We start from the raw sequence: 22578 nt of genomic DNA, 5'->3' as shown, positions 1-22578 counted from the left end.
GTGGAGCTCGATCATGGCCGTCACCCTCCAGCAGCCCACCCGCGCCCGCCTCATCACCCCGGAAGGCCAGGAGCGCAACCTCCCCGTGGTCCTGCGGTATATGGCCGAGGACCCGCTGGCGGTTCAGATCACGTTCCCCTCCTCCGCCTCGCTCGACGGCGCGGAGGTCACCTGGGTCTTCGCCCGCCAGCTCCTGGAGGACGGTCTCGGCGCCCCCGCGGGCAGCGGTGACGTGCACATCTGGCCGTGCGGGCGGGCGCGGACGGTGCTGGAGTTCCACTCGCACCAGGGTTTGGCCCTGGTGCAGTTCGACAAGATCGCCCTGCGCCGCTTCCTGACACGGTCCTACGCCATGGTGCCCGCGGGCGGCGAGGAGACCAGCCTCGACCTCGACCAAGGCCTCTCGCGGCTGCTGGGGGGCGTGTGACGGCGGCGTGTGACGGCGGCGTGTGACGGTGTGCAGCGGCAGCCCTCAGGCGTCGTCGCCGCTCTCGCCGTACAGCGCCGGGCGCCCGGCCAAGTCGACGGTGACGCGTCCCCCGGCCCGCAGCGACGCCACCCCGGCCTCGGCGACGGCCGCCGCCGCGTACCCGTCCCACGCGCTCGGCCCCACGGCCCCGCCCCCGCGGGCGGCGGCCACCCACGCCCGCACCTCACGGTCGTACGCGTCGGCGAACCGCACCACATAATCCTGGGCCACGTCCTCATGCGCCCGGCCCGCCGCGCGGACGACCATCGCGCGCGCGTCGCCGATCCGCGCACTGCCGCGCTCGCAGACCGCCTCGCACCGCACCTCGTACCCGAAGCCGCAGTTGACGAAGACCTCCACGTCGACGACGGCGCCGCCGGCCGTCTCCAAGAGCACCAGCTGCGGGTCGAGCAGTCCCGCGGGCGCGTCTCGCGACGGCGTCGGCCGGACCACCGTCACCGCGGTGATCTCCCGGCCGAGCAGCCAGCGCGCCGCGTCGATCTCGTGCGACATCGAGCTGCTGATCAGCATCGAGGAGGTGAAGTGCGGCGGGGACGACACGTTCCGGTGGACGCAGCGCAGCAGAAGGGGGCGGCCGAGGTCGCCGGAGTCGAGCAGGGCCTTCAGGGCCGCGTACTCGGCGTCGTACCGGCGCATGAACCCCACCTGGATCAGCCTGCGCCCGAGCCGGGCCTCGGCCTCGACGACTCCGAGGGCGGCGGCCGGGTCGAGAGGCTTCTCGCAGAAGACCGGAAGGCCCCGCGCGCACGCCGCGAGCAGCGCCTCCTCATGCGCCGCATCCGGTGACGCCACCAGCACCGCCTCCACACCGGGGGCGCCCAGCGCCGCGAGCGTCTCGCCGTACACGGCCACCCCCTCCCGCCCCGCCACCGCCGCCTCCGCCCGCGCCGTGTCGGGGTCCGCCACCGCCACCACGCGGGCCCCGCCCACCGTCTCGCCCAGCCGCCGCACATGGTCGGCCCCCATGCGGCCGGCGCCCAGCACCGCCACCCCCAGCGGTTCACTCATCCGATGGCCTCCTCGCCGGTTCCCGCTCGACGTACTCTCCCCTGAAGCGCCCGCGCCGCGCCACCGTGGCCGCCCGCCGCCGGACCGCCATGACCACGCCCGCGAGGACGGCGGCCATACCCGCGATCACCAGCAGCACCGCGGGCCAGTCCGAGCGCTGTGGCTCCGTCCGCAGGGCCTCGCCCTCGGCAGCGACGGCGTGCACGGGACCCTGGGCGGTGCGGCTCGCCTGGGCCTGCGGCAGCAGCGAGCCCACGGGCCGCACCTTCCCGGCCGCCGCGAACCCCCAGTCGAGCAGCGACCGCGCCTCCTCGTACACCGCCCGCGCCCCGCTCACCTGAGGGTTCATCACCGTCACGATCAGGGTGCGCCCGCCGCGCTGGGCCGCGCTGATCAGGGTGGAGCCCGCGTGGCTGGTGTAGCCGTTCTTGACGCCGAGCAGCCCCGGGTAGGGTGCGACGCCGTCGGCTCCGGTCAGCAGACGGTTGGTGTTCTGGATGGGATACGACCAGCCGCCGGCGGGGAACTTGGCGACCGGGGTCGAGCAGTAGCGGGTGAACTCCGGGTCGGCGAGTCCTGCCTTGCCGAAGACCGCCAGGTCGTACGCCGACGAGACCTGTCCGGCGGCGTCGTAGCCGTCGGGCGACACCACGTGCGTGTCCCGGGCGCCCAGCTCGCGGGCCTTCGCGCGCATCTGCTCCACGGTCCTGCGCATCCCACCGTTGAGCCTCGCGAGGACGTGCACGGCGTCGTTGCCGGAGCTGAGGAAGACCCCGCGCCACAGGTCGGCGACGCGGTAGGCGCGGCCCGGCGCCACGCCGACCAGACTGCTGCCGTCGCCGACGCGGTCCAGCTCGTCCTGCGTGACGATGTGGCGCCGGTGCGGGTCGAGATGGGGGAGCGCCGCGAGGGCGAAGAGGGACTTCAGCGTGGAGGCGGGCGGCAGCGGACGGTGCGCGTCCTTGGCGGCGAGCACCTCACCCGTATGGGCGTCCGCCACCAGCCAGGCGAGGGCGGAGACGTCACCGGGCAGCCCGGGCGCGGCGGGCCCGGGCCGGACCTGGACGCCCGGCCGGTCCAGGAGGGCGGAGGAGTACGCGGGAACCGGCCGGGGCGGCGCGGGCTCGGCGGACACGCCGGCCGCCGCGGCGGGTGTGGGCAGGAGGACCAGAGTCCCGAGCGCGAGGGCCGCGGTCCGTACGGAGCAGGAGCGCGAAAGGTACCTGATGACCATTCAGCCACCGTAGGATCGCGCCCGCGAGTCCGCAGATCGGCTTCGTCCGCCTGGAGGTATCACCCCGTCCCCCTCGCCTCCGGCCCCCTGGCCGGGCCCGGCGAAGGGTCAGGCCGAGAGGTGCTTCTCGATCGCGGCGACGACCTCGGGGGCGTCCGGCTCGACACGCGGGCCGAAGCGGGCGACGACCTTGCCGGAGCCGTCGACCAGGAACTTCTCGAAGTTCCAGCGGATGTCCCCGGTGTGCCCCTCGGCGTCCGCCGTGTCGACGAGGCGCGCGTACAGCGGGTGCCTGCCCGCGCCGTTCACGTCGACCTTCTCCGTCATCGGGAACGTCACGCCGTACGTCGCCGAGCAGAACTCGGCGATCTCCTCGGAGGTGCCGGGCTCCTGGCCCATGAACTGGTTGCAGGGCACGCCGAGCACGCTGAAGCCGCGCCCCGCGTACTGCTCGTGGAGCCGCTCCAGACCCGCGTACTGCGGGGTGAGGCCGCACTTGGAGGCGACGTTGACGACGAGAACGGTCTTGCCCTCGAACTGGCGCAGGTAGGCGGGGCCGCCCCGCAGGGCGTCGATCTCGACTTCGTGGACAGACTCTTCGTAGACAGACATAGTGACCGAGCCTACGCCCACCCCGGACGCCCGGCAGAAGCACCCGGCTCCTCGCGGTGCAGCCGCCCCCGGGAGACCAGCTCGACCGTCAGGGCCACCGCCACCGCCTGGACCGCCATCAGGGCGACCAGCACGAAGAGCTGCACGGCGCCCGCGAGCACCGGGGACGCGCCGCCCAGGAGCATGCCGACGAAGGCGCCGGGGAGGGTGACGAGCCCGACCGTGCGGGTCTGGTCGAGGCCCGGCAGCAGAGCGTCCGAGGCGGCCGGGCGGACCAGCTCCAGGCGGGCGTCGCGGTCGGCGAGGCCAAGGGCGAGGCCCGCCTCGAACTCGCCGTGGCGGGTGCGCAGTTCGTCCAGGCCGCGGCGGCCGGCGAGCACCGTCGCGGTCAGCGCGCCGCCGATGAGGATGCCCGTGACGGGGATCATCGCCATGCCCCGCACGGGCAGCAGCCCGGCCAGGGTCAGACCGGTCACCACCGGGACGACGGGGACCGCGATCGGCAGCGCCGCCCACCACCACGTGCCGTTCGGCGTGATGCGCCGCCCGGCGGTGCGCGCGGCCACGGAGAACATGAGCAGCAGGAAGGCGAAGAGCGCCGCCGTGTGGTGCACCACCCACCCGATGGCCAGGGAGACCACGGCCAGTTGGGCCGTGGCGCGGGCCCCGGCGATCAGGATCTCGCGCGCCCTGCCGCGCGAGCCGTCGGGGAGAGCCGGCAGACGGCCGCCGCCGCCGCGGCGGCGAGCAGCAGCACGAGCAGGACCACGGCGAGCGCGGTGTTGACCGGCAGGAGAGCTTGGGCAGCGAGATCACGCACGCGATCACCCTAGGCCGCGCGGCGGCGCGCCGCGCCCGTGCGCGATCCGGTGCCGCCCGGGACATGAGGGGGGCGACCTGCAACGATGGGCCGGGCAGTCGGAGATGGAAAGACGTGGACGGAAGAAGGGCTGAAGTCATGGCGCAGCAGGTGCGGGGCGTGATCGCCCGCGCGAAGGGCGAGCCGGTACGGATCGAGACGATCACCGTCCCGGATCCGGGGCCGGGAGAGGCCGTGGTGAAGGTCCAGGCGTGCGGGGTCTGCCACACCGACCTGCACTACCGCGAGGGCGGCATCAACGACGACTTCCCCTTCCTGCTGGGGCACGAGGCGGCGGGCGTCGTCGAGTCGGTCGGCGCCGGGGTGACCGAGGTCGCGCCCGGCGACTTCGTGATCCTCAACTGGCGTGCCGTGTGCGGCCAGTGCCGCGCCTGTCTGCGCGGTCGCCCCCAGTACTGCTTCGACACGCACAACGCGAAGCAGAAGATGACCCTGGCCGACGGCACCGAGCTGTCGCCCGCCCTCGGCATCGGAGCCTTCGCGGAGAAGACCCTCGTCGCCGCCGGGCAGTGCACCAAGGTCGACCCGGAGGCGTCCCCGGCCGCGGCGGGTCTCCTCGGCTGCGGTGTGATGGCCGGGATCGGCGCCGCGATCAACACCGGGGGTGTCGGCCGCGGCGACTCGGTCGCCGTCATCGGCTGCGGCGGCGTCGGCAACGCCGCCGTCGTGGGCGCCCGTCTCGCGGGCGCCGCGAAGATCATCGCCGTGGACATCGACGACAAGAAGCTTCGGACGGCGCAGGGCCTCGGCGCCACCCACACCGTCAACTCCCGCGCCACCGAACCGGTCGAGGCCATCCGCGAGCTGACCGGGGGCAACGGCGCCGACGTCGTCATCGAGGCGGTCGGCCGCCCGGAGACGTACGAACAGGCCTTCTACGCCCGTGACCTCGCGGGCACGGTCGTCCTGGTCGGCGTGCCGACCCCGGACATGAGGATCGAGCTGCCGCTCCTCGACGTCTTCGGGCGCGGCGGCGCGCTGAAGTCGAGCTGGTACGGGGACTGTCTGCCCTCGCGTGACTTCCCGATGCTCATCGACCTCTACCGGCAGGGCCGCCTGGACCTGGACGCGTTCGTCACGGAGACCATCGCCCTGGAGGACGTGGAGAAGGCCTTCGAGCGGATGCACCACGGCGACGTCCTGCGTTCGGTGGTGATGTTCTGATGGCGGCCGAGCCGGTGGGCGGCGCCTCGGGCGCCCGCGTGGACCACCTCGTCACGTCCGGGACGTTCTCCCTGGACGGCGGCACCTGGGAGGTCGACAACAACGTATGGATCGTGGGTGACGACAGCGAGTGCGTCGTCATCGACGCCGCGCACGACGCGGACGCCATCGCGCGGGCGGTGGGGGAGCGGCGTCTCGTGGCGATCATCTGCACGCACGCGCACGACGACCACATCGACGCGGCCCCGGCGCTCGCCGCCCGCACCGGCGCGCCCATCCTGCTGCACCCGGCCGACACGGAGCTGTGGAAGCTCACCCACCCCGACCGGGCCCCCGACGGCGACCTCGTCGACGGGCAGGAACTGGCCGTCGCGGGCACGGCCTTGCGGGTGCTGCACACGCCGGGCCACTGCCACGGCGCGGTCAGCCTCTACGCCCCGGACCTCGGCACCGTCTTCACCGGCGACACGCTCTTCGCGGGCGGGCCGGGTGCGACGGGCCGCTCCTTCAGTGACTTCCCGACGATCGTGGAGTCCATCAGGGAGCGGCTGCTGACGCTGCCGTGCGACACGGTGGTGCGCACCGGCCACGGCGACAGCACGACGGTCGGCGCCGAGGCGCCGCATTTGGAGGAGTGGATCGCCAGGGGGCACTGACACCCCGACGCCGGTACGGCATCGGTACGGCCCCGCGCGATCGACAGCGCGGGGCCGTACGCGTGCTGGCCCTCCTCTTCGATCTCCGATAAGTTAGGCAAGGCTTACCTAATGGAGGTTGAGAATGGGTGTCCGTCACAGCAGCACGATCGTGCCCACAGCGGCGGCACGCGCTCGTTCCTTGCTCGCCACCGCGTGGTCCTGCGCGGTGACCACGGAGATCGGCAAGGACGAACTTGTGGGCGCGCACAGCTTCACCGAGGACGGAAGGCTGCGGCTGCGACCGCCCGAGGACAGCGCCCTCGCCGCCGCCGTCATCTGCGCGCCGCGCGGCGAGCCGTCCACCCTGGTCGAGTTCGTCGACGTCGCGCCCGTACCGCTGAGGGACCGCATCCGAGCGCGCCTGTGGCTGTCCGGCTCGCTGGCGTACGACGGGGAGGAACTGTTCCTCGACCCGACGTGCGCGGTGCTGCACGAGTCGAACGGCGAACGCCAGGGCGTCGAACTGGACGAACTCGCCCTGACCGTGCCGGACCCGCTCGCCGAGGCCGAGTCACGGCTGCTCACCCACCTCGCCGACGCCCACCCGGATGCCGTCGAACAACTGACCCGCCTCATCAGCCCCGACAGCCTCCAGGGCGTGGTGCGGGTCCGGCCCCTCGCCATCGACCGGCACGGCATCTCCCTGCGCCTGGAGCGGGCCCGCAGCCAGGCCGACGTACGCCTGCCCTTCCATGAGACCGTCGCGGACGTCTCCCAGGTGACGGAGTGCATGCACGCCTTGCTGACGAAGGCCCGGCTCTCAGCGACCCGGCGCGGGCGGCCCGTCGGCGGCGGCTGACCGCATCGACCGCAGCGCGAGGAGCAGCGCCCCGATGTCGTCCAGATAGACGGGGTCGGGGAGCAGATCCGCGGGCAGCAGAAGATAGGCGACCGCGCCCCAGAAGACCCACCGCCGCTCGACGGGGAGCCCGGCTCTGCGCAGGGCACGGCGGGTGCGGACGAGACGTATGAGCAGCATGACCGCGACGCCGAGCGTCGCGACGGCCAGAACGGCTGCGCCGACGAGGAGGATGGTCAGTTCCGTGCTCATACGCATGTACGTTACCGAGGGCGGCCCTCGTCGTCGCGGTCCTGCGGCAGGTGTTCCGGGGCAGGCGTTCTGGGGCGAGTGTTTTCGCGGCGAGTTCTCGGCGGCGGCATGATGGCCGTGTGAATGAGCAGCCGCACCCCCGCACGGTGACTGACACCCGCAGGGTGACCGATACCCGCGAGGCGTGACGGGGCAGCCGGCTCTCTCGTCGAACCCGGGACGCCCGCCGGGCGCCTCCGGCTGCCCGTCGACGCCGACCGCGCCGAAACCGTCGCCCGGGCCCGCGACGTCTGCTTCACGCGGCCGTGACGGGCAGCGCGCACACCGCGACCGGTGCCCGGAACGGCTTGCCCGCGAGGCGGAGTTCACCACTGCGCCGGTCGACGTGGAACACGCTCACCGAGTCCGACTTCTGGTTCGCGGTGAACAGCAGCCGCTCGGAGGGGGAGAGCGCGAGGTGCCGGGGAACTCGCCGTGGACCGGCACCGTGCCCAGGAGCCGCAGCCGGGCACCGCCGGCCTCGATCGCGTACCGGGCGAGGCTGTCGTGCCCCCGGTTGGCGAGGAAGGCGAAGCGCCCTTCGCGCGTCACGGCGAACTGCGCCGGGTAGTTGGTGGCACCGCCACCGCCACCGCCACCGCCCGAGCCCGTCGACTGCGGCTTGCCCGGCCTGAGGCGGCCGGTGGCCGGGTCGTACGCGCAGACCACGACCGTGTCGTCCAGCTCGTTGGCGAGGTAGGCGAAGCGCCCCGAGGGGTGGAAGGTGAGGTGGCGCGGCCCCGCGCCGGGGCGCAGCGTCGCGTAGGAGACCTGCCGGAGCGTGCCCGCGTCGCCGTCGAGCCGGTACGTGTAGACCGTGTCGTTGCCCAGGTCGACGGCGAGGACGTGCCGCTTGTCGGGAGACGTGATGATCTGGTGGGCGTGCGGACCCTCCTGGCCAGGCCCCGGTGGCGGAGCGGAGTGCGTGATGACGTCCGTCCGCTCGCCCAGCGCACCTGACTCGCCGATGGGATGGACGGTCACGCTGCCCGAGAGGTAGTTCGCGCTGAGCAGCCAACGGCCGCTCGGGTGCACAGAGAGGTGGCAGGGACCCGCCCGGCCCGTCCCACGCGTCCCCAGCACCTCATGCTTGCCTTCGGGCGAGAGCGCGACGGCGGTCACGCCGCCCTTCTCCCGCTCGTCGACGGCGTAGAGCGTGCGGCCCGAAGGGTGCAGCGCCAGATAGGAGGGGTCGGGCACGCCGGTGAGCGTGCCGGTCCCGGTGACGCGGCCCGTCGTCTCGTCGTACGTCGCCAGCCCGATGCCCGAACCGCCGCCCTCCTGAGACGTGTACGTCCCGAGGAACAACTGCCCCTCGCGGCGCGGACGGTGAGCCGCGGACGAGGCGGGTCCCTTGCGGGTGCGCTCCGGGCGTGCGCGCTCCGGCGGCTCTGAGGAGGCGCAGGCCGCGGCGGACGACACCGCCGCGGCCGCCCCGGCCAGCGCCCCGATGAACCGCCGCCGCCCCGGACCGCTCCCGGAAGCCTCGGCCGACCCTGCTCCGCTGTTCATTGCTGCACCTCGTGCGTCGGTGGTGACGGATGTGCCAGCCACAGTGCCCGCTGGGTGATCGCGCGGACAAGAGGCGCACCGTTCGCGCGACCCGGCCTGGCCGGGGGCGGCCTGCGGCGGCCTGCTACGCCGACCGGCCTGCGGCCGCGGCTGCCGACGGGGCTTCCGCCTCACATGCGTCGACGCCGTGCGTGTCCCACGCCGGGAAGGGGTCGTGCCCCGGCGCCTCCGCTCCGGCGTCGATAAGGCAACGCGTCAGCGCGGCCTTGAGGGGCTCGGCACGCAGTTCCGTACCGATGAACACCAGCTCCTGGCCCTGCGCGTCGTCCGCCGTGCGCGCCCCCGAGGGTTCGAAGCGCGCCACCGAACCGGCCTGCGACCACAGGCCCGTGACCCGGGGGCGGCTCGCCAGCCAGAAGAAGCCCTTGGAGCGCAGGATCCGGCCGTAGGCCCCGCTGTCCATCTCCTCCGTGACGAAGGACCACAACCGCCCCGGGTGGAAGGGCCGTTCGGCGCGGAAGACCGTGCTCGAAATGCCGTACTCCTCGGTCTCCGGGACATGATCGCCGTTCAGCTCCCGCACCCACCCCGGAGCCTGCTGGGCGCGCTCCAGGTCGAACAGGCCGGTGTCGAGGACCTGGGCGAGGTCCACCCGGCCCCGGGTCGCGGGCACCACGCGGGCCAGCGGGTTGAGGCGCGCGAGGGTGGCCGCGAGCCGCTCGGCGGTGGCGGTGTCGACGAGGTCGAGCTTGTTGAGGACGATGACGTCGGCGAACTCCACCTGGTCCATCAGGAGGTCGCTCACGGTGCGTTCGTCGTCCTCGTACTGATCGAGCCCGCGCTCCACGAGGCCGTCCCCGCCGGACAGTTCCGGCAGGAAGTTGGCGGCGTCCACCACCGTCACCATGGTGTCGAGGCGGGCGAGATCGTCGAGCGTCGCGCCGTCGTCACGGGGGAAGGCGAAGGTCGCGGCCACCGGCATCGGTTCGGAGATGCCGCTGGACTCGATGAGCAGATGGTCGAAGCGGCCCTCGCGGGCCAGCCGGTCGACCTCTTCCAGCAGGTCGTCACGGAGGGTGCAGCAGATGCAGCCGTTGGTCAGCTCGACCAGGCGTTCCTCGGTGCGTGAGAGGGCGGCCTCGCCGCCGCGCACCAGCGCGGCGTCGATGTTGACCTCGCTCATGTCATTGACGATCACCGCGACGCGCAGGCCGTCGCGGTTGCCGAGGACGTGGTTGAGCAGCGTGGTCTTGCCCGCGCCGAGGAAGCCGGACAGGACGGTCACGGGCAGCCGGTCGGGGGCCGCGGTCGATGGGTGCGTCATGCGGTTCGGCGCTCAGCTCTCCGGGCGCAGCAGGCCGCGCTCGTAGGCCTTGAGCAGCCGCTGCGGGACCATGTGCCGCGCGCCGTCGACCGTGACGGGCACCAGCTGCGGGGTGCTGGCCTTCCACTGGGCGCGGCGGTGCCGGGTGTTGCTGCGCGACATCTTCCGCTTGGGTACGGCCATGACGTCCTCCTGGGTCGTGGGGGCGAGGGTGATGCCCCGACGCTATATGAAAATGGATCCCATTAACAACTGACCCTCGCGACGGCGACGGCCCAGGCGAGATACGCGGCGTTCGCGACGAGCCGCGCCGCCACCCCGGGCCACGTGTCGAGGAACCGGTCGGCGGAGCGCGTGTGCCGTGCGGCGTCCAGGTGGGAGACCTGGAAGGCGGCGAGCAGCGCGACCGCGCACCACCCGCCGGCCGTGCGCGTGGTGGGCGCGAACAGCAGGCCCGCGACGGCCAGTTCGGCGGCAGCGCTCCCGGCGACGATGATGGAGGGAGACGGCAGCCAGGCCGGGACCAGGGTGCGGAAATACGCGGGGAAGACGACGTGGGCGAGGGCCGTGCAGGACAAGAAGGCCGCGAGGGCCAGGGTGGCGAAGGTGGACATGCGGCGATGATCGAGCCGCCCCTCACGCTCGGTCTTGAACGGAACGCTTCCCTCGCTCTCGGTCTTGAACGGAACGCTTCTCCCGCGCTCCGTCCTGAACGGAACGCTCGCCCGGCGCGGACCTCCACCGGACGGGAAGCGGGAAGCGTGCCCACCTCCTTGGTCGTCGCGCGGGACATCGCTGTCTTGGCCGAAGCCCGTGCACTGGTCGCCTTCGACGCCAGGGAGCCGCCGCGCGGTGAGCGGGCGCGGGAGCCGGCCGAGGCGCACCGGCTGCACATCGGCCGCTGGTCCCAGCAGCGGCCGGGGGGCGCCGCGTATCTCCGGACGGCCGAGCGGGCCGGCGCCGAGTCGGCCGGTTCTCGCGGGCGCCATGACGGCGACACGACTTCGAGCCGGAGTCTCACCCTAAACCTGAGGTTGAGGCGAGTGGGACGGGTGCCGCTGCTCCCGATCGCGGTGGCGGCGCTGCGCGCGGCCGGTTTGCGGGGCGTGCCGCGAGCCGGGCGCGCGGGGCTCGCGGCGTACGGAGACGACGTCCGCACGGTCGGCGAGGTGCCGCACGCCCGCACGCCCTCCTCTTCCCCGAGGTGCCGCACGCCCTCCTCTTCCCCGAGGTGGCCGCGGTGGCGCACCACGCGGGGGCGGGCACCACGGCGGCGGCGCTGCGCGCGGGCGCCCCGGCCGTCCCCGTGCCGGTCATGGCGGACCTGCCCTTCTGGGCGGCCCGCCTCGCGTCACTGGGCGCGGCGACCGCGCCGCTGCCCTACGAGGCCCTCACTCCCCGTCTCACCGAGGCGCTTCGCCGTCTGACGAGCGAGGGTGCGTACGCGCGGTCGGCCGCGGGGGATCGCCCGCCGCACGGCGCGGAGGACGGCGCGGGCCACGTGCTCAAGGCGATCGGACGGCTGCGCTGGCGGCTGCTCGGACGGCTGCTCCAACGCCCCGGTGGCGGCCGGCGGTGGTGGTCGGCCGGGCGTGTGGTCCTTGCGCGGCGGCCGCCCTCAGCACCCCCGGTCGACGACCGCCTCACCGCCCACCACGACGACGTCCGCCCGCGTCCCCGGGATCTCCTCCGGGCGTACGCGCAGGATGTCACGGGACAGCACGACGAAATCGGCCAGCTTGCCCACCGTCAGCGAACCGCGTTCGTTCTCAAGGAAGTTGGCGTAGGCCGAGCCCATCGTGTAACCGTGGACCGCGGTCGCCACGTCCAGGGTCTCCGCGGGTTGCCAGGCGGCGCCGCCGGTGAGCGGGCGGCGGGTGACCGCGGTGTAGATGCCCGCCATCGGGTCCATCTCCGCGACGTTCCAGTCGCTGGACAGGGCGAGCACCGCGCCCGCCTCGTGCAGGCTGCGCATCGGCCAGGCCTTGTGCCAGCGGCCGGGCCCGACGTTCTCGGCCCAGTCCTTGCCGGGCCCGGCGATCTCGGGCGCGCAGTGGCGGGGCTGCATGCAGGCCACGACGCCAAGCTCCGCGAAGCGCGGGGTGTCGCGCGGGTCCAGGCACTCGACGTGCACGACCTGGTGACGCGCGTCGCGCGGCCCGTTCACGGAGCGGGCGTGCGCCACGGCGTCCAGGACGGTGCGGATGCCGCGGTCGCCCGTGGCGTGCACGAAGCACTGGAAGCCGCGCGCGTCCAGCTTCGCCAGCAGCTCCGCGAACTCCTGCGCAGGGTAGAAGGTCTCGCCGCGGTGCCGCCCGCACCCCGCGTACGGCTCCAGGAGGGCGGCCGTGCGCGGCTCCACGACATCGTCGATGTACAGCTTCAGCGGGCCCACGCGGAACCGGTCGTCGGCGAAGCGCTCCGCCGCCGCGGCGAAGTCGTCCAGGTCCGCGTCGCCGGTGCCGCGCGGGTGGAAGAGGGCGGCGACGATCCGCGAGCGCAGCCGCCCCTCGGCGCGGGCGCGCTCGAACAGCGCGAGGTCGTCGAGGGAGTTCTGCGGTTCGACGACCGTGGTGATGCCGTAGCCGATCGCGTCGTCCAGGCTCTTGGCGAGCCGCCCGTACTGCCGGTCGGGCGACGCCCACGGGACGCCGAGCGCGCGCAGCGCCCGGTGGCCGTCGCGACTCAGCCCCTTGACGGCGAAGTCCTTGATGAAGCCGGTGGGTTCGCCGGTCTCCGGGTCGGTCTCGGCGCGGCCGAACGGCAGGGACGTATGGTCGCGGTCGATCCCGAGGCGGCGCAGGGCGGCCGTGTTGAGCCAGGCGGTGTGGACGTCGTAGCTGAGGACGAAGGCGGGGGTGTCGGCGGTGACCGGGTCGAGGTCGGCGGCGCTCGGCATGCGGCCGCCGGGGATCGCGGAGTAGTCGAAGGCCTCCGCCTCGATCCACTCGGCGTCCGGGTGCGCGCCGCGCCAGACGCGGATCCGGTCGTGGATCTCCCCGAGGGTGCGGGCGCCGGCCAGTTGCACGCAGGCGTCGTCCGAGCCGAGCCGGACGTGGTTGTGCGCGTCGATGAAGCCGGGCAGGACGAGCCGCCCGCGCCCCTCGATGATCCGGGTGCCCGGCCCTGTCCACCGGTCGGCTTCCGCGTCGGGCCCGAGCCAGAGGATCCGGCCGTCGCGGACGGCGAGCGCCTCGGCGGCCGGCAGGCCGGGGTCGACAGTGTGGACGCGGGCGTTCCGCAGCACCAGGTCGGCGGGGGAGGGGGCGAAATCGGTCGTGCGGGTCATGAGAGGTGAACTCCAGAGGTGGTGCGGGCGGTGGTTGTCCATGCGTACGAGGGAGGGCCCGGGTCAGACAGGGAGCGCGGCCCGGACGGTGCGGCGGGCCGGCGCCCAGTACGTGAGCCCGGAGACTACGGAGCCGAGCAGGGTGAGGTCACCGCCGCCGAGCGGCGCCACCAGCGGCCCCGTCCACAGCTCGGAGTCGCAGGTCAGCGCGGCGAAGGCCATGCCGGTGAGGAGCGCCGCCATCCCGGCGGGGTGGAAACCGGCGCGATACCAGTACGCGCCCGTGCGCCCCGTCGCGTGCAGGGCGTCGGTGTCGTAACGGCAGCGGCGCAGCAGCATGTCGGCGAGGAACACCCCGCCCCACGGCGCGAAGACGATGATCAGTAGCGAAAGGAAGCTGAGCAGCGACTCGGTGAAGTCCGTCAGGAACAGGGCGCCGAGCGAACCGAGTGCCGTGACGACGACGCTGATCACGATGGCCTTGGCGCGGCTCCACGGAATGCCGAGAACTTGGAGGTTCAGGCTGGAGGAGTAGAGCGTGAGGATCGAGTTCGTCACACAGCCGCCGAGCACCAGGAGCAGGAACACGGGCCGGAACCAGCCCGGAAGAAGGCCCTCCACACCGGCGACCGCGTCCGTCATGTCCGTCTGGCTCGCGGCGGCCACCCCTGCGACGCCGAGCGCCACGGAGGAGACCAGCCCGCCGAGTGCCCCGGAGAGGGTGATCGAGCGCAACGAGGTCTGCGGCGGCAGATAGCGGGTGTAGTCGGCGGGCATCGGCAGGTACGAGAAGGGGCCCGCCAGCATCACGACGAAGGCGAGCGTCCAGCCGGAGAACCCCGCGCCACCCGCCGCCCCGGCCCCGCCGAACTCCGCGCCCGGCAACAGGAGAAGCAGCAGCACACCGAAACCGGCCGCCAGGACGTACGCCAGCCATCGCTCGGCCAGCTGCACCGTCGCGTGCCCCCACATGGCGACCGCGAAGGTCATGGCGAGCGTCACCGCGAGGGCGAGCGCGCGTGCCGTGTGCCCGGCGGCCAGGCCGAGGTCGGTGAGGAGCACCTCCAGGGCGAGCGTGCCGACCACCGTGTTGACGACGGTGTAGCCGATGGACACGACCCAGTTGAGCAGTCCGGCGGGGAAGTTCCCGAGGACACCGAAGGCGGCCCGGGAGATGACGAGGGTCGCGGTGCCGGTGCGGATGCCGCTCAGGCCCGCGGCGCTGATGACGAAGAACGACAGGCCGCCGATGACGACGACCGTCACGGCCTGCCAGAAGCTGAGGCCGAAGGAGACCGCGAGGGCGCCGTTGATGACGTAGGTGAAGGTCAGATTGGAGCCGAACCAGAGCCAGAACAGGTCCTTGGCGCTGCCGTGCCGGTCCGCTTCGGGGATGGGATCGATGCCGTGGGTCTCGACCCGGAACACCTCGTCGCTGGTGACTCCCGTGCCGATCCCGGCGGACACCGGGGCATGCTGCGCCATGCGGGACCTCGCTCCCCGGCACCCAGACTTTGAATGCCGTTCTAAGTGTTTGAATGGCATTCAAAGTGAGGCACCGGCCTTGGCCACGTCAAGACCTCGGCGGAAAACGCAGGCAGGCCGGGCGGGGATAGGGTCGCCAGGGAAGTCGGCGCACGCGACGGGTCGATGAGAAAGAGCGGGAGCGCACGTGGCACGACGGCGGGACGGGCAGGTCGCGCGGGACCGGATGCTGGAGGAGGCGATGACGGCCATCGCGACGGACGGTCTCGCCGCGCTCACCATGTCCGCGCTCGCCGACCGCCTCGGCACGAGCGGCGGCCACATCCTGTACTACTTCGGCAGCAAGGACCGGCTCTTCCTGGAGGCGCTGCGCTGGAGCGAGGCGGCACTCACCGAGGAGCGCCGCGTCCTGCTCTCGGGCCGGACCGCGCCTGCCCGCAAGCTCGACCGCTTCCTCCAGCTGTACCTGCCGAAGGGGCCGCGCGACCCGCGCTGGATGCTGTGGATCGAGCTATGGGCGCGCGCCGGGGCGAACGAACCGCTCCGCACCGCCCAGGAGGAACTGGACCAGGGCTGGCACGAGGACCTCGCCACGCTCCTCGCCCAGGGCGCGGCGGCCGGCGTCTTCGCGGCCGACGACAGCGCGGGCCGCGCCGGTGAACTCCTCGCGCTCCTGGACGGGTTGAGTACGCGCGTGGTGCTCGGGCAGCGGGGCGCGGACCGCAGGAGCGCGCTCGCGGCGGCCCGCTCGGCGGCGCGGCGGCTGGTCGGGCGGGCGGGGGAGTAGCCCGAGCGGCCGACTGGCGAGGCGGTCCGTCGGCTCGCCGTGGAAGAGTTCCCGGCATGAGCGACTACCCGTACACGGCGAACCCTCGGATCACGGTCCTCGGTGTCCAGCCCGGCAGCCCGCCGTTCCGCATCGTGGAGATCGACGGGGAGGTGGTCGGCACGGCGAAGACCGTCACGGACGTCCTGGACGCGGCCTCCATGGCCGGCATCACCGTGCATGACCTCGACGACCCGGACACCGTGCGCTGGGTCGGGGGCGACAAGTTCACCTGGCGGCCGCACTGACCCCCCACGGTGGGCCGCACTGACCTCCCCACGGCGGGCCGCACTGACCTCTCCACGGCCGGGGAGCCGTGGAGGGGCGCCGGTCAGGGCCGCCCGGTGGCCGGCACCTCCTCCCCGGCGGGCACAGGGCCCGGCGGTGTGCCGTCGCCGAACGGCCGCCCGCCCAGCTCCTCACGGTGGTGCGGCGTCAGCCACCCGCCGAGGTCGGGGCCGAGCGGCACGACGCCGGTCGGATTGATGCCCGCGTGCACCTGGTAGTAGTGCCGCTTGATGTGGTCGAAGTCGATGGTGTCCCCGAACCCCGGCGTCTGGAACAGATCCCTGGCGTACGCCCACAGCACCGGGTCCTCGGCCAGCTTCCAGCGGTTGCACTTGAAGTGGCCGTGGTACACCGCGTCGAACCGCACCAGCGTGCTGAACAGCCGGATGTCCGCCTCCGTGATGGTCTCCCCGACGAGATAACGCCGCCTCGCCAGCCGCTCCGAGGTCAGCTCCAGGCGGCGGAACACATCGCGGCACGCCGCTTCGTACGCGCTCTGCTCCGTGGCGAAACCCGCGCGGTACACGCCGTTGTTGACGTCGCGGTAGATGCCGTCCATCACCGCGTCGATCTCGTCCCGCAGCGGTTCGGGATAGAGGTCCGGCGCCCCTTCGCGGTGCAGCGCCGTCCACTCGGTGGTGAAGTCCAGGGTGATCTGCTGGTAGTCGTTCGTCACCAGCTTGCCGCTCGGCACGTCCACGAGGGCGGGCACGCTGACACCGCCCGGATAGCCGCTCTCCCGCGCGTCGTACGCCTCGCTCAGGAAACCGATGCCGAGGACCGGGTCGCGGCCGCCGGGATCCAGCGTGAACCGCCAGCTCCGGTCGTCCTGGATCGGGTCGGTGATCCCGAGGGACAGGGCGCTCTCCAGGCCGAGCAGCCGCCGGGCCACCAGCGCCCGCCCCGCCCACGGGCACGCGCGGCTCACCACCAGGCGGTACCTGCCCGCCTCCACCGGCCAGCCGTCGCGGCCGTCGGCGGTGACACGGTCCGCGAAGTGGCTCTTGGACCGCTTGAACTCCTTGTGGCCGTACGAGGCATTGCCCTCCGCCGGGCTTCCCGCCGAGCCGCTCATGACCAGTCGCCCTCGCGCGCACAGGAACGGGACACCGGAGCGTGCCCGGCGGCGGCCGGCGGTTCCGGCGAGCGCGGGGGCGGCGCCAGGTCGTAGATCCGGTCGAGGAGCACCGCCTCGTTCCCCGCGAGGCCGGCGCGGCGCAGCGCGTCGTCCGCCTCCGCGATCGGGCCCGCCAGCAGCGTCGCCGCGGCGGCCGGTGAGACCGTCGCCGTGTCGGACAGCGCGGCGCGCGCGGTGTGCAGCAGACGCAAGCAGGCCTGGGCGGCGAGCAGCTCCTCGGACGTCGTGCCGGTCATGTCGAGCGACTCCTCTGCGCTGGATGGCGTGGGCGGCATCGCGGCGATGCCCACCTTCACTCTCGCGCACGGGTCTGACAATGGCGCTCCTACGCGGCCGGTGAGCGCCGGGTGAGCCGCAAAGTGAGGCCGTCCGGCATGAGGGTCAGGCGCTCGGCGACGCGCAGTCGGTAGCCGGGGGCGGCGTGCAGGTCGTAGCGGCGCAGCAGCAGACCGAGGACCAACGTGGCCTCGTGCAGCGCGAACTGACGTCCGATACAGGCCCGCGCGCCGGTGCCGAACGGCTTGAAGACATGGGCGGGCCGCGCGCGTACCGCCGAAGGGGCGAACCGGTCGGGATCGAACTCCTCGGGGCGCTCGCCCCACGCGGCCGGATCACGGTGCAGCATCGTGGCGAGGACCAGCGCCCACGCACCCCGGCGCATCGGGTGCTCACCCCCGAGCGTGGTGTCCTCGCGCGCCTCCCGGGCGAACCCGGGAGCGGTCGGCCACAGTCGCAGCGACTCGTCGAGCACCCGGCGTACGTACCGCAACTTGGCCACTTGTTCGTAAGCGGGCTCCCCATCGGCGCCCCACACCTCGTCGACCTCCGTCCGCGCGCGGGCGAGTACCTCCGGAGAACGCGACAGATAGTGCAGCGCGAAGGACAGCGCTCCGGAGGTCGTCTCATGGCCGGCGACAAGGAAGGTGATGACTTGGCGGCGGATGTTCTCCGGAGACAGCCGCTCCCCGGTCTCCGGGTGGGCCACCTCCAGCATGCGGTCGAGCAGATCGCCGTGGCCACCCGAACCGGACGAGGCGCGGCGGGCGGCGACCACCGCGTCCACGGTGTGGTTGAGGTACGCCATGTCGGCGTCGTTGCGCCGGTCGGCGCCGCGCAGCACCAGCGGGGCCAGCAGCGGAGGGACGACGTTGCGGCGCTGGGCGAAGGACAGCGTGCCGACCATGGCCCGCACGAAGGGGTGCGGCGCCGACCGCTCGAACGAGCCGAAGTCGTGCCCGAAGCCCGTGCGGGCGATCGTCTCCAGCGTCAACTTCGTCATGTCGCCCGGCACGTCCACCGCCCGGCCCGCCGACTCCCGCTCGTCCCAGCGCGCCGTCAGCTGCCGGGCGACGTCCAGCATCAGCGGGTGGTACCCCGCCATCGCCTCGCGGCTGAACCCCGGGGCGAGGATGTCGTGCGCCCGTTGCCAGTTGGGTTCGTGGTTGTACGCCGTGAACAGCCCGTCGCCCGCGACCGGACGGAGGTTGGCCACCCCGAGGCCCACGTGCTTGGCGAAGCGCGACTCGTCGGCCAGGTCGGCGACGAGGCCGGCGCCCCACACGAAGACGAACTCCTTGCCGAACGCCTTGCGCCGGAATATGGGCCCGAGCCGCTGTCCCAGCCGCATCGAGTCCTGCAACGGCGTCCGCGCGTCGGCACCCAGGACGTCGCCGAGAAAAGGCAGACGGCGCGGTGGATGCGGTATTCGGTGCAGCTCGGGCCAGCCCAGCTCCGCGCTGCGAAAGCCCTTGGGAGGAGGTGGCGGGGGTGACGGGGGAGCCGCCGGCCCCGGCTGGCCGGCCGCGGACCGCGTCGTCTGCGCCATGTGCCCATCTCCCTTGCCTGGAGGGCCGGTTGGGACCACAGGCGGACCCCGTAGCGGCCTGTTATACGCGGATTCAATAAGCGTCCCCAGTCTGGTCCCGCTATTGAATTCACGTCAAGTAAGTCGAGTAAAGTGCCCGCATGGCCGCGAACCCACAGGAGCGCACGCGCCGCAGGATGAGCACTCAGGAGCGGCGTGAGCAGCTGCTTTCCGTCGGGGCGCGCCTCTTCGCGCAGAAGCCCTACGACGATGTGTGGATCGAGCGGGTCGCGGAGATCGCGGGCGTCTCCCGTGGACTCCTGTACCACTACTTCCCGACGAAGAGGGACTTCTTCGCCGCCGTCGTGCAGCGCGAGAGCGAACGCATGCTGCGCCTGACGGCGGCGGTGCCGGGTCTGCCGGTGCGGGAGCAGATCAGCGCCGGACTCGACGCGTTCCTCGGCTATGCGGAGAGCCACGCGCAGGGATTTCGCGCCTTCCACCGGGCCGAGGCGGCGGGCGACCCGCTGGTCCGCGAGGTCTACGGCCAGGGTCTCGCGGCCCAGGAGCGGCAGATCCTCGCGGCCCTCGCCGCGGACCCGGAGGTCACGGACATCGTCCGCGACCCGCCCGCGCTGCGCCTCGCGGTGCGGGGCTGGCTCGCCTTCATGGTGGCCGTCTGCCTGGAGTGGCTGGCCGAACAGGACCTGACACGCGAACAGGTGCGCGACCTGTGCGCCAAGGCGCTGCTGGGCGCGATCACGCGCTGAGCCGCAGCGTCCTCCGCAGGGCGGCCGGGGTGGTGAAGAGATGACCGCGCAGGCCGCAGGCCTCGGCGGCCCGGATGTTCTCCTCGCGGTCGTCGACGAACAGCACCCGGTTCGCCTCGGTGGACAGGGCGTCCAGACACCAGCGGTAGGCACCCGGCTCGGGCTTGGCGTGGCCGATGCGGCAGGAGAACGCGCGCAGTTGGAAGTGCTTGAGCCAGGCGTGCCGCTCTTCGTAGTGGACGGCCAGCTCTTCGGGGATGTTGGACAGCAGCGCGATCCGCTCGCCCGCCGCCGCGAGCTCCTCGATCAACGTCACCATCGTGTCGTCGACGCCGCTCCAGCTCACGATGTCGGCCTCGATGAGCCGCGCGACCCGCTCGTGCCCGAAGCCGGTGCCGAGGGCGTCGGCCACCTGGCGCCAGTAGCCGCGGCCGGTCACGTCACCGCGGTCGTACGGCTGACGCAGCCCCCAGTAGGCCTCCCAGAAGGGCACCTCCGGCACGCCCGCGGTGGCGATCAGGCGGGCCCTGCCGTCCTTGGACTGGTGGCGCGCTATGACGCCGAACATGTCGAAGAGGAGGATGCTGTGGCTGTGGCTGGCGCCGGAACTGTGGCTGTCGCCGGGGCTGTCCGTCGGAGGGTTCATATGGCGCGTCGTGTCGGTCACCGGGGTCACACCTTTCACCGGGGTCATACCTTTCGTACGGTCACGCCCGCCGCGGCCAGCGCGTCGGTCTCCTCGTCCGGCGCGGCGCCGTCGGTGACGATGGCGTGCAGGGCGGTGGCGGGCGCGACGAAGGCGAGGGCGGTGCGGGAGAGCTTGCCGGCGTCCGCGACGGCGATGACGCGGCGGGACGAGGCGATCGCGGCCCGTTTGACCGCGGCGTCGTCCAGGTCGTAGGCGGTCAGGCCGTCCGCCGCGGTCAGGCCGCAGCATCCGATGACGGCGGTGTCGAAGCGCAGCGCGGCCAGCGAGGCGGTGGTGAGCGGGCCGGTCAGGGCCAGCTCGCCGGGGCGCGGCCGCCCGCCGGGCACGAGCAGCGTCAGGCGGGGGGCGCCGCTGAGCGCGTTCACCGCCTGGAGGGAGAGCGGCATCACGGTCAGCCGCCGGGTTTCCAGCGCGCGAGCGACCTCCAGGCAGGTGGTGCCGCTGTCCACGACGACGGACTCCCCGTCGGCGATCAGCCCGGCCACCTCGGCGGCGATGCGCCGCTTCACCTCCGGGCCGTCCTGCTCCCGCAGTGCGAACGGCGGTTCCTCCCCGCGCAGCAGCAGGCTCCGCGCGCCGCCGCGATAGCGCTCCAGTACGCCCTGCTCGGCCAGGGCCTCCAGGTCGCGCCGGATGGTCATCTCGGAAGCGCCGGTGAGTTCCGCGAGCTCCGCGACGCCGAGCCGGCCCGCCTCCCGCACGGCCTCGGTGATCTGCCGCAGCCGGTCTCTGCTCGCACTGCTCCCACTGCTCGCACTGGTTGTACCGCTTGTACTGCTCGTCTTGGTCACCTCGTGATTCAAACACTCGATATGTTCGTAAGGCAACCTTCCGAACATGCATCATGTTCGTTATGTTCGAGGCCATGGAACGAACAACACTGCGGGCCGGGCGGCTGGCCACCTTCGCGTACTTCGCCCTGAACGGCTTCCTCCTGGGGATGTGGATCGTCCACATCCCCACCGTCGAGGACCGTGCGGGGATCAGCCACGCCGTGCTCGGCTGGCTCCTGCTGCTGCTCGGCGCGGGAGCCTTCGCCGGCATGCAGGTCGTCGGTCCCCTCACCGACCGTCTCGGTGCCCGCGTCGTCGTGCCGGTCAGCGCCGCGCTGTGCAGCGCGGCCGTCGTCCTCCCCGGCCTCGCCACGAACGTGTGGGCACTGGGCGCGGCCCTGCTCGCCCTCGGGCTCGGCAACGGCTGCCTGGACGTCAGCATGAACGCCCACGCGGTCCAGGTGGAGCGCGGCTACCGACGGCCCGTCATGTCCGCCTTCCACGCCACGTTCTCGATCGGCGGTGTCATCGCCGCGCTGGCCGGCGCCCGTACGCTCAGCTGGGGCTGGAGTCCCGCGGCGACCCTCGGCGGAGTGGCGCTGCTCGGCCTGGTGGCCGCCGCGCTGTCCGCGCCCGCGCTGCTGCGGCCGGGACCGGACGCTGGTACGAGGGCCGCGGGCGATGCGACCTCGGGCAGCGCGACCTCGGGTGACGCGACCTCGGGTGACGCGACCTCGGGTGACGCGACCTCGGGCGACGGTGCCGAAGCCGGCGGCGGCGGTACGACGTCACGCCGCCGGACTCCCCGGCGTGTCTGGGCCCTTGCCGCCCTCGCCTTCATGCTGATGCTCTGCGAAGGCGTGGCCAACGACTGGAGCGTGCTGCACCTCCGTGACGTCCTGGACGCACCCGCCGCCACCGCCGCCCTCGCCTACGGCGTCTTCTCCACCGCCATGACCGTCGGCCGCCTGCTCGCCGACCGGGTGGCGGCCCGCGTCGGCCCCGTGGCGATCCTCCGCTACGGCGCGGCGCTGGCGGCGGTCGGACTGACGGTGGCGGCGCTGTCGCCCTGGATCCCGTCGGCGCTCCTCGGCTGGACCTTGTTCGGCGCGGGACTCTCCGGCTGCGTACCCCAGCTCTTCAGCGCCGCGGGCCACGCGGAGGAGGACGCCGCCGGGGTCAACGTCTCCCGCGTCGCGGGACTCGGCTACCTCGGCATGCTGGCCGGCCCCGCCGTCATCGGGCCGCTGACCCACCTCGTGCCGCTCAACCTCACGTTCTTCCTGCCGGTGGCGTTCTGTGCCGTCGCCGTGTGCGCGGCGGGCATCCTTGATCAGGGTGGCGGGAGCCCCGCGAGGAAGTGGCGCCGGAGCGCGTCCCGGGAGGCGGGGGTGGCGACGCGGTCCGCCACCCGGGCGAAGAAGTCGTCGGCAGGGCCGGATGAGGGGGAGAGCAGCCCCGTGGGGGGTTGAGTCCGTCGTATC

The 22578-nt window shown here is 73.0% G+C and carries 22 protein-coding genes and 3 pseudogenes; 9 read left to right on the top strand and 16 right to left on the bottom strand.

Translation table 11 applies throughout. The features are described from left to right. The first annotated feature begins 13 nt into the window (after positions 1-13). Positions 14-427, top strand: coding sequence for an SsgA family sporulation/cell division regulator (locus ACOBQB_RS01740; protein WP_423588210.1), 414 nt, complete (start codon positions 14-16; stop codon positions 425-427). A 45-nt stretch (positions 428-472) separates the two neighbouring features. Here the strand turns inward: ACOBQB_RS01740 and ACOBQB_RS01735 are convergent, their stop codons facing one another. From ACOBQB_RS01735 to ACOBQB_RS01720, 4 genes and pseudogenes are all read right to left on the bottom strand, one after another. Beyond that, the gene (locus ACOBQB_RS01735; protein ID WP_423588208.1) at positions 473-1498 is read right to left on the bottom strand and encodes a Gfo/Idh/MocA family oxidoreductase; all 1026 of its coding nucleotides are present in this window, start codon (positions 1496-1498) and stop codon (positions 473-475) included. After that, entirely contained in the window at positions 1491-2732 is a 1242-nt protein-coding gene (locus ACOBQB_RS01730; RefSeq protein ID WP_423588206.1) for a D-alanyl-D-alanine carboxypeptidase family protein, read from the bottom strand. Before ACOBQB_RS01730 ends, ACOBQB_RS01735 begins: the two co-directional genes overlap by 8 nt. Positions 2733-2840: 108 nt before the next feature. Beyond that, positions 2841-3344: a glutathione peroxidase gene (locus ACOBQB_RS01725; protein ID WP_423588204.1), complete on the bottom strand. Its 504-nt coding sequence runs from the start codon at positions 3342-3344 to the stop codon at positions 2841-2843. Between the two features lie 11 nt (positions 3345-3355). Beyond that, positions 3356-4164: pseudogene (locus ACOBQB_RS01720) on the bottom strand (ABC transporter permease). Positions 4165-4302: 138 nt separating this feature from the next. Here ACOBQB_RS01720 and ACOBQB_RS01715 point away from each other — a divergent pair. From ACOBQB_RS01715 to ACOBQB_RS01705, 3 genes are all read left to right on the top strand, one after another. After that, on the top strand, positions 4303-5388 hold the full coding sequence (locus tag ACOBQB_RS01715) for an S-(hydroxymethyl)mycothiol dehydrogenase (RefSeq protein WP_423588202.1): 1086 nt from the start codon (positions 4303-4305) through the stop codon (positions 5386-5388). Then, complete coding sequence (locus ACOBQB_RS01710; RefSeq protein ID WP_423588200.1) at positions 5388-6044, top strand: MBL fold metallo-hydrolase; 657 nt, start codon at positions 5388-5390, stop codon at positions 6042-6044. Before ACOBQB_RS01715 ends, ACOBQB_RS01710 begins: the two co-directional genes overlap by 1 nt. A 124-nt stretch (positions 6045-6168) precedes the next feature. Further along, positions 6169-6885 carry a DUF2470 domain-containing protein gene (locus ACOBQB_RS01705; protein WP_423588198.1) on the top strand — a complete coding sequence of 239 codons (717 nt, stop codon included), beginning with the start codon at positions 6169-6171 and terminating at the stop codon, positions 6883-6885. Here ACOBQB_RS01705 and ACOBQB_RS01700 read toward each other — a convergent pair. From ACOBQB_RS01700 to ACOBQB_RS01680, 5 genes and pseudogenes are all read right to left on the bottom strand, one after another. Next, positions 6847-7137, bottom strand: coding sequence for a DUF1232 domain-containing protein (locus ACOBQB_RS01700; RefSeq protein ID WP_423588196.1), 291 nt, complete (start codon positions 7135-7137; stop codon positions 6847-6849). The genes ACOBQB_RS01705 and ACOBQB_RS01700 overlap by 39 nt on opposite strands. Before the next feature lie 295 nt (positions 7138-7432). Then, positions 7433-8688 (bottom strand): annotated as a pseudogene (locus tag ACOBQB_RS01695) (lactonase family protein). A gap of 124 nt (positions 8689-8812) precedes the next feature. After that, positions 8813-10012: a GTP-binding protein gene (locus tag ACOBQB_RS01690; protein ID WP_423588194.1), complete on the bottom strand. Its 1200-nt coding sequence runs from the start codon at positions 10010-10012 to the stop codon at positions 8813-8815. 12 nt (positions 10013-10024) lie between these two features. Then, positions 10025-10195 (bottom strand): 50S ribosomal protein L32, encoded by a 171-nt coding sequence (gene rpmF / locus ACOBQB_RS01685; RefSeq protein WP_423588192.1) that lies wholly within the window; start codon positions 10193-10195, stop codon positions 10025-10027. 62 nt (positions 10196-10257) lie between these two features. Next, positions 10258-10626 carry a hypothetical protein gene (locus ACOBQB_RS01680; RefSeq protein WP_423588190.1) on the bottom strand — a complete coding sequence of 123 codons (369 nt, stop codon included), beginning with the start codon at positions 10624-10626 and terminating at the stop codon, positions 10258-10260. A 453-nt stretch (positions 10627-11079) separates the two neighbouring features. Here ACOBQB_RS01680 and ACOBQB_RS01675 point away from each other — a divergent pair. After that, positions 11080-11537: pseudogene (locus ACOBQB_RS01675) on the top strand (nucleotide disphospho-sugar-binding domain-containing protein); the annotation flags it as partial. 93 nt (positions 11538-11630) lie between these two features. Here the strand turns inward: ACOBQB_RS01675 and ACOBQB_RS01670 are convergent. Both ACOBQB_RS01670 and ACOBQB_RS01665 read right to left on the bottom strand, forming a co-directional pair. Further along, on the bottom strand, positions 11631-13301 hold the full coding sequence (locus ACOBQB_RS01670; RefSeq protein WP_423588188.1) for an amidohydrolase: 1671 nt from the start codon (positions 13299-13301) through the stop codon (positions 11631-11633). A 63-nt stretch (positions 13302-13364) separates the two neighbouring features. Continuing rightward, complete coding sequence (locus ACOBQB_RS01665; protein ID WP_423588186.1) at positions 13365-14786, bottom strand: purine-cytosine permease family protein; 1422 nt, start codon at positions 14784-14786, stop codon at positions 13365-13367. A 226-nt stretch (positions 14787-15012) separates the two neighbouring features. Between ACOBQB_RS01665 and ACOBQB_RS01660 the strand changes: the two genes are divergently transcribed. Together ACOBQB_RS01660 and ACOBQB_RS01655 are read left to right on the top strand one after the other, a co-directional pair. Further along, positions 15013-15573, top strand: a complete 561-nt coding sequence (locus tag ACOBQB_RS01660; RefSeq protein WP_423590326.1) for a TetR/AcrR family transcriptional regulator — start codon at positions 15013-15015, stop codon at positions 15571-15573. Between the two features lie 56 nt (positions 15574-15629). After that, complete coding sequence (locus ACOBQB_RS01655; RefSeq protein WP_423588184.1) at positions 15630-15860, top strand: hypothetical protein; 231 nt, start codon at positions 15630-15632, stop codon at positions 15858-15860. Positions 15861-15943: 83 nt separating this feature from the next. On the opposite strand, the gene ACOBQB_RS01650 is transcribed toward ACOBQB_RS01655, so the two are convergent. The 3 genes from ACOBQB_RS01650 to ACOBQB_RS01640 form a co-directional block, all read right to left on the bottom strand. After that, the gene (locus tag ACOBQB_RS01650; RefSeq protein WP_423588182.1) at positions 15944-16975 is read right to left on the bottom strand and encodes a glutathione S-transferase family protein; all 1032 of its coding nucleotides are present in this window, start codon (positions 16973-16975) and stop codon (positions 15944-15946) included. Then, on the bottom strand, positions 16972-17274 hold the full coding sequence (locus ACOBQB_RS01645; RefSeq protein WP_423588181.1) for a hypothetical protein: 303 nt from the start codon (positions 17272-17274) through the stop codon (positions 16972-16974). Before ACOBQB_RS01645 ends, ACOBQB_RS01650 begins: the two co-directional genes overlap by 4 nt. A gap of 89 nt (positions 17275-17363) precedes the next feature. Further along, a complete protein-coding gene (locus ACOBQB_RS01640; RefSeq protein ID WP_423588179.1) occupies positions 17364-18863 on the bottom strand; it encodes a cytochrome P450 in 1500 nt (499 codons plus the stop codon). A gap of 140 nt (positions 18864-19003) precedes the next feature. Between ACOBQB_RS01640 and ACOBQB_RS01635 the strand changes: the two genes are divergently transcribed. After that, a complete protein-coding gene (locus ACOBQB_RS01635; RefSeq protein ID WP_423588178.1) occupies positions 19004-19612 on the top strand; it encodes a TetR/AcrR family transcriptional regulator in 609 nt (202 codons plus the stop codon). On the opposite strand, the gene ACOBQB_RS01630 is transcribed toward ACOBQB_RS01635, so the two are convergent. Beyond that, the gene (locus ACOBQB_RS01630; RefSeq protein WP_423588176.1) at positions 19602-20279 is read right to left on the bottom strand and encodes an HAD family hydrolase; all 678 of its coding nucleotides are present in this window, start codon (positions 20277-20279) and stop codon (positions 19602-19604) included. The two genes, ACOBQB_RS01635 and ACOBQB_RS01630, sit on opposite strands and share 11 nt — an antisense overlap. 23 nt (positions 20280-20302) lie before the next feature. Beyond that, complete coding sequence (locus tag ACOBQB_RS01625; RefSeq protein ID WP_423590325.1) at positions 20303-21043, bottom strand: DeoR/GlpR family DNA-binding transcription regulator; 741 nt, start codon at positions 21041-21043, stop codon at positions 20303-20305. 143 nt (positions 21044-21186) lie between these two features. Here ACOBQB_RS01625 and ACOBQB_RS01620 point away from each other — a divergent pair, with 143 nt between their 5' ends. Next, a complete protein-coding gene (locus ACOBQB_RS01620) occupies positions 21187-22566 on the top strand; it encodes an MFS transporter (RefSeq protein ID WP_423588175.1) in 1380 nt (459 codons plus the stop codon). The last annotated feature ends 12 nt before the right edge of the window (positions 22567-22578 follow it).

Origin of the sequence: Streptomyces sp. G5(2025) (assembly GCF_049542075.1) — a bacterium.
Taxonomy (GTDB): domain Bacteria; phylum Actinomycetota; class Actinomycetes; order Streptomycetales; family Streptomycetaceae; genus Streptomyces.
The sequence above is the reverse complement of the archived record's forward strand: the minus strand, read 5'-3'. Positions and strand labels throughout refer to the sequence as shown.

Coding starts and splice junctions, on each gene's coding strand:
- ACOBQB_RS01680 (WP_423588190.1), bottom strand. CDS start 10,626: ATGTCCACCTTCGCCACCCTGGCCCTCGCGGCCTTCTTGTCCTGCACG.
- ACOBQB_RS01740 (WP_423588210.1), top strand. CDS start 14: ATGGCCGTCACCCTCCAGCAGCCCACCCGCGCCCGCCTCATCACCCCG.
- rpmF (WP_423588192.1), bottom strand. CDS start 10,195: ATGGCCGTACCCAAGCGGAAGATGTCGCGCAGCAACACCCGGCACCGC.
- ACOBQB_RS01700 (WP_423588196.1), bottom strand. CDS start 7,137: ATGAGCACGGAACTGACCATCCTCCTCGTCGGCGCAGCCGTTCTGGCC.
- ACOBQB_RS01715 (WP_423588202.1), top strand. CDS start 4,303: ATGGCGCAGCAGGTGCGGGGCGTGATCGCCCGCGCGAAGGGCGAGCCG.
- ACOBQB_RS01690 (WP_423588194.1), bottom strand. CDS start 10,012: ATGACGCACCCATCGACCGCGGCCCCCGACCGGCTGCCCGTGACCGTC.
- ACOBQB_RS01670 (WP_423588188.1), bottom strand. CDS start 13,301: ATGACCCGCACGACCGATTTCGCCCCCTCCCCCGCCGACCTGGTGCTG.
- ACOBQB_RS01735 (WP_423588208.1), bottom strand. CDS start 1,498: ATGAGTGAACCGCTGGGGGTGGCGGTGCTGGGCGCCGGCCGCATGGGG.
- ACOBQB_RS01665 (WP_423588186.1), bottom strand. CDS start 14,786: ATGGCGCAGCATGCCCCGGTGTCCGCCGGGATCGGCACGGGAGTCACC.
- ACOBQB_RS01650 (WP_423588182.1), bottom strand. CDS start 16,975: ATGAGCGGCTCGGCGGGAAGCCCGGCGGAGGGCAATGCCTCGTACGGC.
- ACOBQB_RS01730 (WP_423588206.1), bottom strand. CDS start 2,732: ATGGTCATCAGGTACCTTTCGCGCTCCTGCTCCGTACGGACCGCGGCC.
- ACOBQB_RS01640 (WP_423588179.1), bottom strand. CDS start 18,863: ATGGCGCAGACGACGCGGTCCGCGGCCGGCCAGCCGGGGCCGGCGGCT.
- ACOBQB_RS01705 (WP_423588198.1), top strand. CDS start 6,169: ATGGGTGTCCGTCACAGCAGCACGATCGTGCCCACAGCGGCGGCACGC.
- ACOBQB_RS01725 (WP_423588204.1), bottom strand. CDS start 3,344: ATGTCTGTCTACGAAGAGTCTGTCCACGAAGTCGAGATCGACGCCCTG.
- ACOBQB_RS01620 (WP_423588175.1), top strand. CDS start 21,187: ATGGAACGAACAACACTGCGGGCCGGGCGGCTGGCCACCTTCGCGTAC.
- ACOBQB_RS01710 (WP_423588200.1), top strand. CDS start 5,388: ATGGCGGCCGAGCCGGTGGGCGGCGCCTCGGGCGCCCGCGTGGACCAC.
- ACOBQB_RS01660 (WP_423590326.1), top strand. CDS start 15,013: ATGCTGGAGGAGGCGATGACGGCCATCGCGACGGACGGTCTCGCCGCG.
- ACOBQB_RS01645 (WP_423588181.1), bottom strand. CDS start 17,274: ATGACCGGCACGACGTCCGAGGAGCTGCTCGCCGCCCAGGCCTGCTTG.
- ACOBQB_RS01635 (WP_423588178.1), top strand. CDS start 19,004: ATGGCCGCGAACCCACAGGAGCGCACGCGCCGCAGGATGAGCACTCAG.
- ACOBQB_RS01655 (WP_423588184.1), top strand. CDS start 15,630: ATGAGCGACTACCCGTACACGGCGAACCCTCGGATCACGGTCCTCGGT.